We start from the raw sequence: 14,467 nt of genomic DNA, 5'->3' as shown, positions 1-14,467 counted from the left end.
CCGGATGTCAGTGCCGCTCCCGCCGCCCTCGTTGCAGCCTTCGCCCTACCTCGCGTGGATCCGGCCACTGGTCCAGGCCTCCTTCTGGCTGTCCGCGCTGCTGGCCGGCTATTTCGTGCTGCAGGGGCTGCTGGTGTGGCCGCTGCACGACGTTCCGCTCTGGCAGCTGCTTGCGGGTGAAGCACAGCATCGGCAGATGCACAGCCTGACCTGGCTGCTGGCGCACCCGGTGGGTGCCTCGATGATCGCCGCACTGCTCTGCCTGGTCTCGGCCGTGGCCAGCTGGGGGCTGCTGCGCGAGCGCCGCTGGGGTCTGTGGAGCTTCGTGGTGATGCTGCTGTTGAGCGCGCTGGCCAATTTCGCGATCACCTGGTGGCTGGACGTGTTCATGCGCGACGTGATCGTGCTGCTCGCCGACGATCCGGGCATGCAGCAATCGCTGCAGCCGCGGCGCTGGATGATGACCTTCACCCTGCTCGGCACGTCGGTTCTGTTCCTCGGCCTGCAGGGCTGGCTGGCCTGGCGCCTGCTGCGGCCGGATATCCGCTCACGTTTCCACTGAGCCCCCCTTTCCCGCACGACAAGGACCGTCGCATGCGCCTGCTGAGCCTTCTCCCCGCACTACTGCTGTTCGCCGCACTGCCAGTTGCCGCCGATGCGCTGCAATGCGGCGAGTATCGCAGCCTCGATGACGGCATGGCACTGGTGTTCACCACCCCCAGCAGTGGCTACCGCGACAACGGCATCGGTGAGCCGGAGCCGCTGTGGGTCGATCGCAGTGCGGCGCAGACGCGCCTGGTCATGCTCGACGATGGCGTGGCCGAGCCGATCCGGATCAGCGCCGATGGGCAACGCATCGAGGACGGCGTGACGGTGATCTACACCCTGCGCCGGTCCCGCGCCTGCGCCACCGAGCCCACCGCGGTGGCTGGCAGCTGCCGCGCGGCCGGCAGCTACTGCATGGTGCAGCTGCCAACGGCCTCGCCCGGCCAGGCCCGGCGCGCATGCGACGAGGGCATAGGCTCCGGCTGCTCAACGCTGCTGCGGTTGATGCGTGATGGCAGCGCAACAGATGCAGCCGGTGACGCCGGCCGGACGGTCTTCGAGCGCCCGCCGCCGTGCCGCGAACACACCGCCGGGCACGATCGGCAGGCCTGCGAAGCCATGACCGACGATGCACTGGCCACCGCCATGCGGCGGGTGGGCCAACGGCTGGCACAGGAGGACGAAGACACGCTGGATTCGCCGCTTCCGGCCGCTGCACGCGATCGCCTGCAGCAGTTGTGCCTGCAGCACCGGGGTGGTCGCTTCTGCGTCGAAGTGGCCGCGCAGCAGCTGATCGCGCTGGAGCCCGCATTGGCGGTGCAGGCCCTGCAGGTCACCTGCGATGGCGGCCGCATCAGTGCCTGCGAACGTACCGCGCCGCTGCGTGAACTCGGCGCCGATCTGCGCCTGGTGCCGCTGCAGCGGGTGCCGTGTGGCCGCTACCAGGCCGACGGTGGCCAGTTCGACAGTTTCGACTTCGGCGATGGCACGCAGGCCCGCCTGCACGAAGGCGCCGTCCAGCTGCAGCAGAACGGCGAAACGTTCGTGCTGCGCCAGCTGGGCAATGGCGACCTGCTCGGCATGGACATCCAGACGGCCTATCAGCGTTACCAGCCCGTGCCAGGCACGGCACACTGCACGCCCCCGCGCGAGGGCCATGGTTCGCCGTAGCGCCTGGAGTTTCCCGTTTGATCGTCAAGGAGACGACATGCATTCACCCGCACCGCGCCGCCGCTGGCTGGCCTGGTCGTTGCTGCTGGCCGCGCCGATGGCCGCCGCACAATCACCGCAATGCGGCCTGTTCAAGGCCGATGAAGGCAGCGGCACGCTGCGCATCAGCTCGCCGAACCGCGGCGAGCAGAAGCACTTCGGCAGTGCACCGACGCCGGTCGCCTTCCAGCAGATCGACGGAAAGCTGCAGCTGGTGAATCTGGAATACGGCCTGCCAAGCGCGCTGCAGGTGCGCGATCGTGGCCGCACGGTCGAGGTGGATGGCACGGTCTACCTCCTGCAGGCCCCCGCACAGTGCGCCGCAGCCGCCACGCCGGCTGATGGCAGCTGCCTGGCCGATGCGGCCGCGTGCCTGGACAACCGTCGCGAAGCGACCCCGGCCGCCCTGGAAGCGGGGTGTCGCGAGGGCGTGCCCGGCATGTGCCTGCAACTGGCTGATCGTTGGCACGAGGAGGCCAAACCCACGGTCGAGGCCGATCCCGCCCTGGCAAAGGCAGCGCTCGACGCCGCCTTGTCCGGCATCAAGCTCCCCGCTGCCTGTGACAACGGCGGCTTCGAACAGGGAACCCCGGCGTGTGCCGCCGCACTCGAGGCCGACCCGGCAGTGCAGGAGCAGCTGGTCAAGGCCGCGATGACGGCCGCCATGACCGAAGCCATGGTGACGATGACGGCGCCGACCGTGCCGGTGATCATTCCGGCTGAGCGGCGGCAACAGTTGTTGCGGTTGTGCCGCGAGGTACCGCACGGCGGCTTCTGCACCCGCGTGGCTGAGCTGTCCTGGGACGCGGGAGATCCCCAGCAGGCGGTGCAGGCCCTGGCTGCGGCCTGTACAGCTGGCAATGACACCCCCACCTGCGAACGCCTGCCTGCATTGCAGGCAGTGGGTGCATCGCTGCGACCGCAGCCCGCGACTGCATTGCCCTGCGGCAATTACCGGTCCGACGGCGGCCTGATGGACACGCTGGACTTCGGTGACAACGGCCTGGTCGGCGTTGGCTGGAGCAGCCATCTTCGTGCGCGTGTCGAAGCGGGTGACATCCGCATCCGCCACGACCGGGACGGCGACTTCGTGCTGCGCCCGCTGCCCGGCGGCCAGTTGCTGGGCCTGGATCACTGGACCCGCTTCCAGGTGTTCGTCCCCACCGGCGAGGGCCCGACCCGCTGCAGTGCACCGAAGCAGTTCAAGGTGCTGCCACTGCCGCAGGATTGCCCGCTGGCGCTGGCCAACGAGGGCGGTGCCGAAGCCTGCTGCGCGCAGGGCAAGCTGCAGGGCTGCAACATTCTCGGCAACCGCCTTGCGCTGTCCGGGAACTGGCTGCAGGCCGCCGGGCACTACACCACGGTCTGCCGCGCCGGCGTGCGCGAAGGGTGCGAGAACCTGGTGACCGCGCAGGGCAACGGCGCGGAACTGGACGCGCGGGCAACCCTGGAGCAGCTGTGCAAGGCCGACCGCAGCGGCCTGCATGTGGCCTGCGACGTGCTCGACACCCAGAACTGGGAGCTGATCACGCTGGGTGGTGCTCTGCAGAAGGCGGTTGACGAGGCAGCCGAGAACGACGCTCCGGCGCCGCGCAACTCCAACCGCAAGCGCTGAGCCCGCCAGGGCCTGCCCGCAGCTTTGGGCAGGCCCTGCGGTAAAGTACGCGCCATGAACGAATTCGAGCGCGTGCGCGCCTACCTCACCGACCTGCAGGACCGCATCTGTGCGGCAATCGAGGCCGCCGATGGCCAGGCCCGCTTCCAGGAAGACCTGTGGCAGCGTGCCGAGGGCGGCGGTGGGCGCACCCGCGTACTGCGCGATGGCGTGGTGTTCGAGCAGGCCGGTATCGGCTTTTCCGACGTGTCCGGCAGCCGCCTGCCGCCGTCGGCCTCGGCCAACCGCCCGGAACTGGCTGGCGCCTCGTGGCGCGCCACCGGCGTGTCGCTGGTGTTCCACCCGCTCAACCCCTACGTGCCGACCACCCATGCCAACGTGCGCTTCTTCCAGGCGCAGCGCGACGGCGAAGTGGTGGCCAGCTGGTTCGGCGGTGGCTTCGACCTGACCCCGTTCTATCCGTTCGACGAGGACGTGCAGCACTGGCACCGGGTTGCGCGCGACCTGTGCGAACCGTTCGGCGACGAACGCTATGCCGCGCACAAGCGCTGGTGCGATGAGTACTTCTTCCTGCGCCACCGCAACGAAACGCGCGGCGTCGGCGGGCTGTTCTTCGACGACCTGCACGGTGACTTCGAGCGCGACTTCGACTACCTGCGTGCGGTGGGCGATGGCTTCCTGGATGCCTACCTGCCGATCGTGCAGCAGCGCAAGGACGCCCCCTACGGCGAGCGCGAGCGCGAGTTCCAGCTGTACCGCCGCGGCCGCTACGTGGAATTCAACCTGGTCTACGACCGAGGCACGCTGTTCGGCCTGCAGAGCGGTGGCCGCAGCGAAAGCATCCTGATGAGCCTGCCGCCGCGGGTGCGTTGGGAGTACGGCTTCAGTCCGGAAGCGGGCAGCGCCGAGGCGCGCCTGGCCGATTACCTGGTGCCGCGCGACTGGCTCTGATCTTCCGGCGCCMCGCCWGMGGCGTGGCGCCCTCTCCTGCCTGTGGTGCGCCCCGCACCGGACAGGCCCTGCCCCACTTCCTTCAAGGATGACCCCATGCCTGCTGCTGTTTCCCTCCGCCCCCGCGCTGCGGGCTGGCGCTCCCTGTTGTTGCTCGCACTGGCCTCGGCCAGCCTGCCGGCCGCCGCGCAGTCGATGGCCTGCGGCACCTACAAGGACAGCGGCGGCAACACCACGCTGACCATCGAGAGTGAAGGCCACGCCTTCCTGTCCGGCCCCTACCAGGCCACCGAGGAGCTGCGCATCGCCCGCCAGGAAGACGTGCTCGGCACCGGCAACCTGTCCACGGGCCAGCTGGAAAACTGGTACTTCTCGGACAATGACCGCACGATCAGCACCCCCTATCGCGAGTTCACCCGCGAGCGCGCTGCCGCCTGCAAGGCGATGCCCGAGCCCATCGAAGATGGTTGCGTGATGAACACCTCCGAGTGCCTGGAGGCGCTGCCGGAGGCCGCACCGGTGAAGCTGCACGCCTGGTGTGCCGAGGGTGTCGGCGCAGCCTGCACGCGGCTGCTGGAGACCTACCAGCAGCAGGCCAAGGACGCCGCCCCGGCGCCTGCACGGACCGAGCCGCCGAAGCCGGAGATCTGCAAGGAGGATTCCGTGTCCTTCAACGCCGAGGGTTGCAGGGCGATCGCCGAGGTGATCGGCCTGGAGATGATCGGCAAGTCCCTGCTCGGGCTGCAGCATCCGGTCGATCCCGTGTTGCCGTCCGCGCAGCTCGATGAGCTGGCCGCACTGTGCCGGCAGCAGCACGGCGAGACCTTCTGCGCCGACGTTGCCGAGGTGCTGTGGAGTGGCGGGCGCCTGTTGCAGGCCCACGAAGCGCTGCAGCTGTCGTGCGCGCAGCGCGCCGATGGCGTGGCCTGCGGCCGCGCCCAGGCACTTGCCAGCCTGGCCGCTGCACCGGCCGCTGCACTGGCCCCGGTGCCGGCCACCGCACTGCCCTGTGGCAGCTTTGAAGCCGGTTACGGCGTGCTCTCGCGGCTGCGCTTCCTCGATGGCGGCCTGGTTGAGGCCGAGGGCCGCGACCAGCGCCTGCGCGCGCACCTGCAGGACGGCCGCATCCTCATCCGCCCCGATGTCGGCAGCGACTTCGTGCTGCAACCGCTGAAGAACGGAAACCTGGCCAGCGTCGACGGCGGCAACCGCTTTGCCTATTACGAGCGCAAGCCCGCCGCAGGCAATGCCAGCTGCAAGCCGCCGGTGGCGTTCGTGGAGATCCCGCTGCCGCTGGATTGCCCCACCCTGGCACGCAAGGACGGCGCCAAGGCCTGCTGCACCGAGGGCAAGCTGCTGGGCTGCAAGGTTGCCGGCGAAGCGCTGTTCGAGGCCGAGAAATGGGCCGCGTCGCTGCCCTACTTCGAGACGCTGTGCGGCGCCGGTGTCCGCGAAGGGTGCCTGGCATTGGCAGCGGTGTATTCGCACACCGCCGACCCGAAAATCCCGCAGGCCATGGCGGCGATCTGCGCGAAGGATGGCAAGGGCACGCATGTGGCCTGCGATGTGGACGCCACCCGCAACTGGCCGGCGCTGAAGGCCGAAGCCGCGCTCTGACGCCCGCCACCTGTAGCGCCGAGCCCACGCTCGGCTGAAGCTCCTGTAGAGCCGAGCCCACGCTCGGCTGATGAACAGTGCAGCCGGGCATGGGCTCGGCTCTACAAGGTCAGCTGCTCTTCCTGGGGATGATGGTGATGTGCCCGTTGATCTCCAGCAGGGCCAGCTCGACATCCTCCACGCCCAGGCAGCCCTGCTGGCGCATGGCGGCCTCGAAATCCGAGCGGGTGACCTGCTCGCGGCGCAGAACGGCATCAAACAGGCGCCCATCACGCGCGATCACCACCGGTTCTCCTTCCACCAGGCGTTCGACCCGCCGGCTGCGGGTACTTACCCAGCCCACCCCGTAGTTGAGCAGGATCAGGGTGGCCGCCAGCAACAGGCCGCCGCCCAGCGAAGTGTCAGTGCCCAGCAGCGCGTTCTGCACCGCATTGCCCAGCAGCACCACCAGCAGCACGTCGAACGGGGTGATCTGCCCCAGCGGGCGTTTGCCGCTGAGCCGGACCATGCCCAGCACCACGACATAGACCACCACCGCGCGCAGGATGAACTCCCACCACGGCATGGCCAGTGCGAACAGGTCGGGCATTGCGGATTCCCCTGCGGATCGGTGGCCCAGCCTAGCACCCGGGGTCAGATCCCTTTGCCCATCGGGCAAAGGGATCTGACCCCATCTGAGGTTGTGGCGGCACAAATAAAAAGCCCCGCTGACCAGGGGGAGGTCAACGGGGCCGGGGAACGGGCACTTGGGGAGGAGTCCCCGTTCCGAGATCTGCTCCAGGGGATGGGAGAGATCCACAACAGGCGTTGCGCCTGTCGGGAGTTATAGAAGCACTCCGAACACTAACGGTTCGTGAAGGGGCCCAATTTAATGAACCTCGATCAGGGCAACATTCATGATCGAGTCAGAAACCTCTGACGAATGAACGAATTCACGTCGTTTTCGGCCTGAAACACCCCTCAGTGTGCTTCGTCCCAGTTGTTGCCGACGCCGGTATCGACCACCAGTGGCACGCGCAGTTTGGCCGCTTGCGACATGCGTTCGACCACCTGCAAACGCAACTCCTCGACGAAACTGCTTTCGGTTTCGAACACCAGTTCATCGTGCACCTGCAGGATCATCCGCGCCGGTGCGCCGCTGTCACGCAGCCACTGGTCCACGTCCACCATCGCGCGCTTGATGATGTCGGCGGCGGTGCCCTGCATCGGCGCGTTGATCGCGGCACGCTCGGCACCGGCGCGCAGGCCCTGGTTACGTGCATGAATGTCGTTCAGGTACAGGCGGCGGCCGAACAGGGTCTCTACATAGCCCTGGTCGCGGGCCTGCTGGCGCATCCGCTCCATGAAGTCACGCACGCCCGGGTAGCGGCTGAAGTACAGCGCCACGTAGTCCTGCGCCTGGCCACGGTCGATGCCCAGGTTGCGGGCCAGGCCGAAGGCGCTCATGCCGTACATCAGGCCGAAGTTGATCGCCTTGGCGGCACGGCGCTCGTTCGGCGTCACTTCTTCCAGCGTGCGCCCGAACACCTCGGCGGCGGTGGCACGGTGCACGTCGGCGCCCTGCTCGAAGGCACGCACCAGGCCCGGGTCCTCGGACAGGTGGGCCATGATCCGCAGCTCGATCTGCGAATAGTCGGCGGCCAGCAGCTGGAAGCCCTCCGGGGCGATGAACGCGCGGCGGATGCGGCGGCCATCCTCGGTGCGGATCGGGATGTTCTGCAGGTTCGGGTCCGACGAGGACAGGCGGCCGGTGGCGGCACCGGACTGGTGGTAGCTGGTGTGCACCCGGCCGGTATCCGGGTTGACCATCTCCGGCAGCTTGTCGGTGTAGGTGCTGCGCAGCTTGGCCAGCCCGCGGTATTCGAGGATCACCCGCGGCAGCTCGTGCTGGTCGGCAATCGCCTCCAGCGCCTCTTCATTGGTGCTGGGCTGGCCCTTGGGGGTCTTCACCACCGCCGGCAGCTTCAGTTCGTCGAACAGCACCGCCTGCAGCTGCTTGGGCGAATCCAGGTTGAAGCTGCGGCCGGCCAGCTCGGTGGCCTTCTGCTGCGCGGCCAGCATGCGCGAGGACAGGTCCTGGCTCTGCCGGCGCAGTTCATCGGTGTCGATGCGCACGCCATTGGCTTCAATCGTGGTCAGCACCGGCACCAGCGGCATCTCGATGTCGCGGTACACGCTGTCCAGCGCCGGCTCGGCCAGCAGCTGCGGCTGCAGCGCGTGGTGCAGGCGCAGGGTGATGTCGGCGTCTTCGGCCGCATAGCGGCTGGCTTCGTCGATGCCTACCTGCGAGAACGGAATCTGCTTGGCGCCCTTGCCGGCCACATCCTCGAACTTGATGGTGCTGTAGCCCAGGTAACGCAGGGCCAGTGAATCCATGTCGTGGCGGGTGGCGGTGGAATTGAGCACGAAGCTCTCGAGCATGGTGTCGTCGTGGTAGCCCTGCACGTCGACGCCGTGGCGACGCAGCACGTGCAGATCGTACTTGCCGTGCTGCCCCAGCTTCTTCTTCGCCGGGTCCTGCAGCACCGGGCGCAGTGCATCCAGCACCTGCTGCATCGGCAGCTGCGCCGGCGCGCCCGGGTAATCGTGGCCGACCGGAATATAGGCGGCCTTGCCCGGCTCGACCGCCAGGCTGATGCCGACCAGGCGCGCACGCATCGCGTCCAGCGCATCGGTTTCGGTATCGAAGCTGATCAGATCGGCCTGCTGAAGGCGCTCGACCCAGGCCTGCAGCTGCTCGGGGGTCGACACCGTCTCGTATTCACCCGGCGCGGACAGCGCCGGATCCAGCGTGCCGGCGGCTGGTGCCTCGGCGCTGCCACGGGCGAACCCGGCGGCGGTGCCACGCAGGCTCGGCGTTGCTTCGCTGGCGGCTGCCGGCGCCGGCAGCGGTGCACCCAGCTCCTTCAGCGCCTGGGTGAAGCCGTAGCGCGCATACAACTCGGTCAGCTCCGGCACGTCCTGCTCGCGCAGGGCCAGCGTGGTCGGGCTGGCGTCCAGCTCCACGTCGGTGCGGATGGTCACCAGCTCGCGGTTCAACGGCAGGCGCTCCAGCGCGGCGCGCAGGTTCTCGCCGATCTTGCCCTTCATGGTCGGCGCGGCCGCCATCACCCCGTCCAGGTGCTGGTACTCGGCCAGCCACTTGGCGGCGGTCTTCGGCCCGCACTTCTCCACGCCCGGCACGTTGTCGACGGTGTCGCCCATCAGCGCCAGCAGGTCGATGATCTGGTCGGCGCGCACGCCGAACTTCTCCATCACCGCTGCATCCGAATCCATGCGGCTGCCGGTCATGGTGTTGACCAGCTCGATGCCCGGGCGCACCAGCTGGGCAAAGTCCTTGTCGCCGGTAGAGATGGTCACCTTCAGGTCCTGCGCCACGCCCTGCAGGGCCAGCGTGCCGATCACATCGTCGGCTTCCACGCCGGGAATGCGCAGGATGCTGATGCCCAGCGCTTCGACGATGCGGCACATCGGCTCGACCTGGCTGCGCAGCTCGTCGGGCATCGGGGGGCGGTTGGCCTTGTACTGGTCATACAGGTCATCGCGGAAGGTCTTGCCCGGCGCATCGACCACGAACGCCACGTAGGCCGGGCGCTCCTTCAGCGTCGAGCGCAGCATGTTGACCACGCCGAACAGCGCGCCGGTGGGTTCGCCCTGTGCATTGGACAGGGGCGGCAGCGCGTGGAACGCGCGGTACAGGTAACTGGACCCGTCGATCAGGACTAATCTGCTCATGGGTCGATTCTACGCGCCCGTGCCTGCACCGCGACGACACGGCACGCACCCGGCGATGGGGCATAATCAAGGCTCTTTCCAGGCAAAGGCCCCCGCCGATGAAGACCCTGATGCTGGCTTCCCTGCTCCTGCTCGCTGGCTGCGCCAGCATGGGTGGCGCGGGCGCTCCCCCGGTGGACGTCAAGGGCGCGGATGTGTCCAAGCGCACCATGGACAACGGCGATGTCATCGAGGAATACCGCGTGTCCGGCCAGCTGCGCATGGTCAAGGTGACCCCGTCGCGCGGTGCCCCGTTCTACATGTACGACAAGAACGGCGATGGCCGTTTCGACAACGACAAGGACGGCGTGTCGCCGGTGTACTGGAAGCTGTACAGCTGGTGATGTGGCAGGGTCGGATCCCTGCGATTCAGTAGATCCACGCCATGCGTGGATGGGCCCCTGCCGGCCCCTACAAAAGATGACGCCGGCGCGCATCCTGCGGCCGGCGTCGGGTCCCCTCCCCGGGAACGCTTGTATCAGCGGATGACCAGCACCGGCAGCGTGCTGCGCGCCAGTACTTCCGCGGTCTGGCTGCCCAGCAGCACGCGGGTCACGCCACGGCGGCCGTGCGAGGTCATCACGATCAGGTCGCTGTTGCGCTCGCCGGCGGTCTCGATGATGCCGTCGGCCGCGTAGCGGTCCAGCACGTGCACGGGGTTGGCCGTGATGCCCTGTTCGGCCGCCTTGGCCAGCGCCGGCTGCAGCACCTTCTGCGCGCCTTCCTCGCGGTCGGCCTTGTATTCAGGGCTGTTCATGTAGCCCACGCTCCAGCCCATGGCGTCGTACATGCCGACGGCCCACGGCTCGGAAACGGTCACGATATCGACCTCGGCGTTGAGGTCCTTGGCCAGCTCCAGACCCTTGGCCAGGCCCTTGTCGGCCAGCTCGGATCCGTCGGTGGCAATCAGGATGCGCTTGTACATGGTGGGGCTCCGTGGCGGTCTGCCAGATGGGAACAACACCATTGCACACCGGATGTGCAGGGCGCGCCTTGAGCAGGATCAATCCGGCGCCGTGCAGCGGCGTGTGCGCACCGTCCGCTTGCGTACCCCCTGACCGCAGCGCATGCTGGACCAGCGGCACCGCGCCGCCTTGGGAGAACGCCCATGCAGGACAGCAAGCCGACACCACGAAGCCCTCTCAGGATCATCCTTTGGAGCCTCATCGCCGCCTTCGTGCTGTTCTGCGGCGGCTATTACCTGGGCAAGGATCTTGCCCAGCGCGACAACGCCAGGCAGTCAGCCGGCCGATAATGCTCTTCTGTAGAGCCGAGCCCATGCTCTGCTTCGGGTGCATGAGCCGAGCATGGGCTCGGCTCTACAACAACGTCGCTCAGGCGATCTGCACCACGCGCGCGTTCTGGCACAGCGGGTAGCGGGCCACGAATCCGGCGATCGCATCACGCATCGCCTCGAACGATTCGCCGTACATGTACAGCGCGGTCTCGGTCGGCCCCTGCCACCAGCTGCAGATCTCGCCCAGGCCGTCGATGTTCTCCGACAGCTGCTCGAACACGTGGTTGGAATCGCACTGTTCGTAGACCTCGTCGGGCAGGTTCAGGCCATCCAGGTAGATGCCCAGGCCTTCGGTCACGCCGAAGCTGCGGTCGGCTTCACCCGCACCCTGCAGCTGCGAACCCTTTGGTGCACCCAGCTGCTCCAGCAGGTCGATCAGCTTCGGCACGCCGGCTGCATCGACCAGCGCCACTTCGATATCGCCGTATTCGACCTCGCCGAGGTCGGACATCGCGGTGCCACCGCCAGTCAGCTCGCCCACCTGCGCCGCCTGCAGCAAGGCGTCGAGCGGATCCTCGAACAGTTCATGGCGGTGCTCCGGCTGCAGCCGGGCGTTCAACTTCACGGTGACGTGCAGCGTGGGTTCGGTCATGGGGGCGTTCCTGGAAGATGTCAGGCCCCATTGTAGAGTCGAAGGTAGCGGCAGGAGCCGCTGCCAACGTCGCTTGCGACGGCCCGAAGGGTGCCGGTCAGGACGACCGGCATAGCCATGCTCGGCGGACCTTTGCGCCCCCCTGTAGAGCCGAGCCCATGCTCGGCTGTTCTTCCAGCCAGAAGCAGCCGAGCGTGGGCTCGGCTCTACAACAGCCCGTCAACGCAGGAACGGCGTCACCTTGCGCTTGAGCAGCTCCACCAGCACCGGGTCCATGTAGTCGTAATCGTCCGGGATATCCAGGCAGATCACCCGCTTGCCCTTCAGCCATGCTTTGTAGCGGCTGGACAGCCGATTGCGGTGGGCGCGCTCCATCACGAACACCAGGTCCGCCCACTGCAGCAGCTCGGGGCTGAGCACTTCTTCGGCGTCGGCCAGCAGCCCGGCCGAGGCGGTTTCGATGCCCGGCCAGTCGGCGAATACCTGCTCGGCCGTCGGGCTGCGCAGGCGGTTCTGGCTGCAGAGGAAGAGCACGTTGCGGGTCATGGCCGCAGCCTAATCGGGGTCGGATCCCTTTTCCAACGGGAAAGGGCTCTGACCCCAACCACGTGCATTCCGCGATGGGGTCAGAGCCCTCCCTGCGGGAGGGATCCGACCCCTCGACGGTGATCAGATCACCGTCAGGTTGGCATACGCCATCACCAGCCACTTGCTGCCGGCGTCGGCGAATTCGACCTGCACGCGGGCATGGGCACCGCTGCCTTCGTAGTCGGTCACCATGCCTTCGCCGAACTTGGGGTGGTTCACCAGCGCGCCGAGCTTGATCGGCGGCGCCTCGATCGAGGCATGGCCCATCACCCGGCTGGCGCCCATCGAGGCCGGCCGAGAGACCTGCACCTTCGGGCGCACTTCATGCAGCAGTTCGCGCGGGATCTCGCGCAGGAAGCGCGACGGCAGGCTGTAATTGTCCTGGCCGTGGATGCGGCGCGATTCGGCGTAGCTCAGCACCAGCTTCTGGCGCGCGCGGGTGATGCCCACGTAGGCCAGGCGGCGCTCTTCTTCCAGCCGCCCGCTTTCCTCCAGCGAGCGTGCGCTGGGGAACAGGCCTTCTTCCAGGCCGGCCAGGAACACCAGCGGGAACTCCAGGCCCTTGGCCGAGTGCAGGGTCATCAGCTGCACGCCGTCTTCGCCCGCCTGCGCCTGGCCCTCACCGGCCTCCAGCGCGGCATAGGCCAGGAACGCGACCAGCTCGTCCATGTCCTCGCCCACTTCCTCGACGTCGTCGGCACGACGCACGAAGCGCGAGGCCACCGAGACCAGTTCGTCGAGGTTGTCGGTGCGCGATTCGGAGTCCAGCGCGTTGCGGCTTTCCTTGCTCCAGTGCTCGCGCAGCTGCGAGCGGGCCAGCACGTGGTCCACGCGCTCGGCCAGGGTCATGTGCAGGGTCTGCGCCTGCAGCTCGTTGACCAGCACCAGGAAGCCGGCCAGCGCGTTGCGCGCGCGTGCGGCCAGCGCGCTGCCCTGGGTGACCAGCATGGTCGCTTCCCACAACGAAATACCCTGCGCGCGCGCCTCACGGCGCACTTCGTCCAGCGTGCGGTCGCCGATGCCACGGGTGGGCGTGTTGACCGCGCGCTCGAACGCCGCGTCATCGTTACGGTTGGACAGCAGGCGCAGGTAGGCCAGCGCGTCCTTGATTTCGGCACGCTCGAAGAAGCGCATGCCGCCGTACACGCGGTACGGCACCTGCTCGCTCAGCAGGGCTTCTTCCAGCGCGCGCGACTGCGCATTGCTGCGGTAGAGCACGGCCACTTCGGTGTAGCTGCCACCATCACGCACCCACTGGCGCGCGCGCTCGACGATGTAGCGCGCCTCGTCCATCTCGTTGTACGCGGCGTACAGGTCGATCGGCTCACCGTCGCCGCTGTCGGTCCACAGCTGCTTGCCGATGCGGTCCGGGTTGTGCGCGATCACTGCATTGGCGGCGCCGAGGATGTTGGCGGTGGAGCGGTAGTTCTGTTCCAGGCGGATGGTCTGCGCACCGGGGAAATCGCGCAGGAAGCCCTGCACGTTCTCGACCTTGGCACCGCGCCAGCCGTAGATGGCCTGGTCATCGTCGCCGACCACGAACACGTGGCCGGAATCGCCAGCCAGCACGCGCACGAAGGCGTACTGGATGGCATTGGTGTCCTGGAACTCGTCCACCAGGATTTCGCGGAAGCGGGCGCGGTAGTGCGCCAGCAGCGCCGGATTGTCGCGCAGCAGTTCGTGCGCGCGCAGCAGCAGCTCGGCGAAGTCGACCAGACCGGCGCGGTCGCAGCGTGCCTGGTACTCGATGTAGGCCTGGCGCATGGTTTCCAGCCAGGCGTCGTGCGGCTCGGGCTGGATGTGCTGCGGGCGACGGCCCTCGTCCTTCTGCGCGTTGATCCACCACGCGATCTGCTTAGCCGGGTACTTGCCGTCGTCCAGTTCCAGCGCCTGCACCACGCGCTTGACCAGCCGCAGCTGGTCGTCCGAATCCATCACCTGGAAGCCTTCGGGCAGCTTCGCGTCCTGCCAGTGCAGGCGCAGCAGGCGGTTGGCCAGGCCGTGGAAGGTGCCGATCCACATGCCGCGGCTGCCGTTGGGCAGCTGCGCGTCGATGCGGTGGCGCATTTCGCCGGCCGCCTTGTTGGTGAAGGTCACCGCGAAAATGCCGTGGGTCGGCACGCCATCGACTTCATGCAGCCAGGCGATGCGGTGGGTGAGTACGCGGGTCTTGCCGGAACCGGCACCGGCCAGCACCAGGTGGTGGCCGGGGGGAGCGGAGACGGCTTCGCGCTGGGCCGGGTTCAGGCCATCAAGCAGGTGGGAGACATCCATGCCC

Annotated in this window: 13 protein-coding genes; 7 read left to right on the top strand and 6 right to left on the bottom strand. The window is 67.9% G+C overall.

Going from position 1 to position 14,467, the window contains the following annotated elements; translation table 11 throughout:
• Positions 1-4 precede the first annotated feature (4 nt).
• The 5 genes from D7T59_RS07265 to D7T59_RS07245 all read left to right on the top strand — a co-directional run bounded on the left by D7T59_RS07265 (position 5) and on the right by D7T59_RS07245 (position 5,938).
• A complete protein-coding gene (locus D7T59_RS07265; protein WP_180851644.1) occupies positions 5-562 on the top strand; it encodes a hypothetical protein in 558 nt (185 codons plus the stop codon).
• Positions 563-594: 32 nt separating this feature from the next.
• The gene (locus D7T59_RS07260; RefSeq protein ID WP_180851646.1) at positions 595-1,716 is read left to right on the top strand and encodes a hypothetical protein; all 1,122 of its coding nucleotides are present in this window, start codon (positions 595-597) and stop codon (positions 1,714-1,716) included.
• Positions 1,717-1,753: 37 nt separating this feature from the next.
• The gene (locus D7T59_RS07255; RefSeq protein ID WP_180851647.1) at positions 1,754-3,370 is read left to right on the top strand and encodes a hypothetical protein; all 1,617 of its coding nucleotides are present in this window, start codon (positions 1,754-1,756) and stop codon (positions 3,368-3,370) included.
• A gap of 54 nt (positions 3,371-3,424) precedes the next feature.
• Complete coding sequence (hemF, locus tag D7T59_RS07250) at positions 3,425-4,321, top strand: oxygen-dependent coproporphyrinogen oxidase (RefSeq protein ID WP_180851649.1); 897 nt, start codon at positions 3,425-3,427, stop codon at positions 4,319-4,321.
• Positions 4,322-4,417: 96 nt separating this feature from the next.
• A complete protein-coding gene (locus D7T59_RS07245; RefSeq protein ID WP_180851651.1) occupies positions 4,418-5,938 on the top strand; it encodes a hypothetical protein in 1,521 nt (506 codons plus the stop codon).
• A 109-nt stretch (positions 5,939-6,047) separates the two neighbouring features.
• Here the strand turns inward: D7T59_RS07245 and D7T59_RS07240 are convergent, their stop codons facing one another.
• On the bottom strand, positions 6,048-6,527 hold the full coding sequence (locus D7T59_RS07240; protein ID WP_164136915.1) for a DUF421 domain-containing protein: 480 nt from the start codon (positions 6,525-6,527) through the stop codon (positions 6,048-6,050).
• Positions 6,528-6,898: 371 nt separating this feature from the next.
• On the bottom strand, positions 6,899-9,673 hold the full coding sequence (gene polA, locus D7T59_RS07235; protein ID WP_180851653.1) for a DNA polymerase I: 2,775 nt from the start codon (positions 9,671-9,673) through the stop codon (positions 6,899-6,901).
• Between the two features lie 98 nt (positions 9,674-9,771).
• Here polA and D7T59_RS07230 point away from each other — a divergent pair, with 98 nt between their 5' ends.
• Positions 9,772-10,056 (top strand): DUF2782 domain-containing protein, encoded by a 285-nt coding sequence (locus D7T59_RS07230; protein WP_005411628.1) that lies wholly within the window; start codon positions 9,772-9,774, stop codon positions 10,054-10,056.
• A 134-nt stretch (positions 10,057-10,190) separates the two neighbouring features.
• On the opposite strand, the gene D7T59_RS07225 is transcribed toward D7T59_RS07230, so the two are convergent.
• Positions 10,191-10,637 carry a universal stress protein gene (locus tag D7T59_RS07225; protein WP_005411629.1) on the bottom strand — a complete coding sequence of 149 codons (447 nt, stop codon included), beginning with the start codon at positions 10,635-10,637 and terminating at the stop codon, positions 10,191-10,193.
• Between the two features lie 183 nt (positions 10,638-10,820).
• Between D7T59_RS07225 and D7T59_RS07220 the strand changes: the two genes are divergently transcribed.
• Positions 10,821-10,967, top strand: a complete 147-nt coding sequence (locus tag D7T59_RS07220; protein WP_180851654.1) for a hypothetical protein — start codon at positions 10,821-10,823, stop codon at positions 10,965-10,967.
• Positions 10,968-11,046: 79 nt separating this feature from the next.
• Here D7T59_RS07220 and D7T59_RS07215 read toward each other — a convergent pair whose 3' ends face one another.
• The 3 genes from D7T59_RS07215 to uvrD form a co-directional block, all read right to left on the bottom strand.
• A complete protein-coding gene (locus D7T59_RS07215; RefSeq protein ID WP_180851656.1) occupies positions 11,047-11,601 on the bottom strand; it encodes a hypothetical protein in 555 nt (184 codons plus the stop codon).
• 219 nt (positions 11,602-11,820) lie between these two features.
• Positions 11,821-12,147, bottom strand: coding sequence for a low molecular weight protein tyrosine phosphatase family protein (locus D7T59_RS07210; RefSeq protein ID WP_049398648.1), 327 nt, complete (start codon positions 12,145-12,147; stop codon positions 11,821-11,823).
• 123 nt (positions 12,148-12,270) lie between these two features.
• The gene (uvrD, locus tag D7T59_RS07205) at positions 12,271-14,463 is read right to left on the bottom strand and encodes a DNA helicase II (RefSeq protein WP_180851658.1); all 2,193 of its coding nucleotides are present in this window, start codon (positions 14,461-14,463) and stop codon (positions 12,271-12,273) included.
• Positions 14,464-14,467: the final 4 nt, after the last annotated feature.

The sequence above is a fragment of the Stenotrophomonas maltophilia genome (assembly GCF_013464915.1).
Taxonomy (GTDB): domain Bacteria; phylum Pseudomonadota; class Gammaproteobacteria; order Xanthomonadales; family Xanthomonadaceae; genus Stenotrophomonas; species Stenotrophomonas maltophilia_AT.
The sequence above is the reverse complement of the archived record's forward strand: the minus strand, read 5'-3'. Positions and strand labels throughout refer to the sequence as shown.

Bases quoted from the DNA above. Each gene is read 5' to 3' on its own strand.
- D7T59_RS07265 (WP_180851644.1), top strand. From the start codon at position 5: ATGTCAGTGCCGCTCCCGCCGCCCTCGTTGCAGCCTTCGCCCTACCTC.
- D7T59_RS07260 (WP_180851646.1), top strand. From the start codon at position 595: ATGCGCCTGCTGAGCCTTCTCCCCGCACTACTGCTGTTCGCCGCACTG.
- D7T59_RS07255 (WP_180851647.1), top strand. From the start codon at position 1,754: ATGCATTCACCCGCACCGCGCCGCCGCTGGCTGGCCTGGTCGTTGCTG.
- hemF (WP_180851649.1), top strand. From the start codon at position 3,425: ATGAACGAATTCGAGCGCGTGCGCGCCTACCTCACCGACCTGCAGGAC.
- D7T59_RS07245 (WP_180851651.1), top strand. From the start codon at position 4,418: ATGCCTGCTGCTGTTTCCCTCCGCCCCCGCGCTGCGGGCTGGCGCTCC.
- D7T59_RS07240 (WP_164136915.1), bottom strand. From the start codon at position 6,527: ATGCCCGACCTGTTCGCACTGGCCATGCCGTGGTGGGAGTTCATCCTG.
- polA (WP_180851653.1), bottom strand. From the start codon at position 9,673: ATGAGCAGATTAGTCCTGATCGACGGGTCCAGTTACCTGTACCGCGCG.
- D7T59_RS07230 (WP_005411628.1), top strand. From the start codon at position 9,772: ATGAAGACCCTGATGCTGGCTTCCCTGCTCCTGCTCGCTGGCTGCGCC.
- D7T59_RS07225 (WP_005411629.1), bottom strand. From the start codon at position 10,637: ATGTACAAGCGCATCCTGATTGCCACCGACGGATCCGAGCTGGCCGAC.
- D7T59_RS07220 (WP_180851654.1), top strand. From the start codon at position 10,821: ATGCAGGACAGCAAGCCGACACCACGAAGCCCTCTCAGGATCATCCTT.
- D7T59_RS07215 (WP_180851656.1), bottom strand. From the start codon at position 11,601: ATGACCGAACCCACGCTGCACGTCACCGTGAAGTTGAACGCCCGGCTG.
- D7T59_RS07210 (WP_049398648.1), bottom strand. From the start codon at position 12,147: ATGACCCGCAACGTGCTCTTCCTCTGCAGCCAGAACCGCCTGCGCAGC.
- uvrD (WP_180851658.1), bottom strand. From the start codon at position 14,463: ATGGATGTCTCCCACCTGCTTGATGGCCTGAACCCGGCCCAGCGCGAA.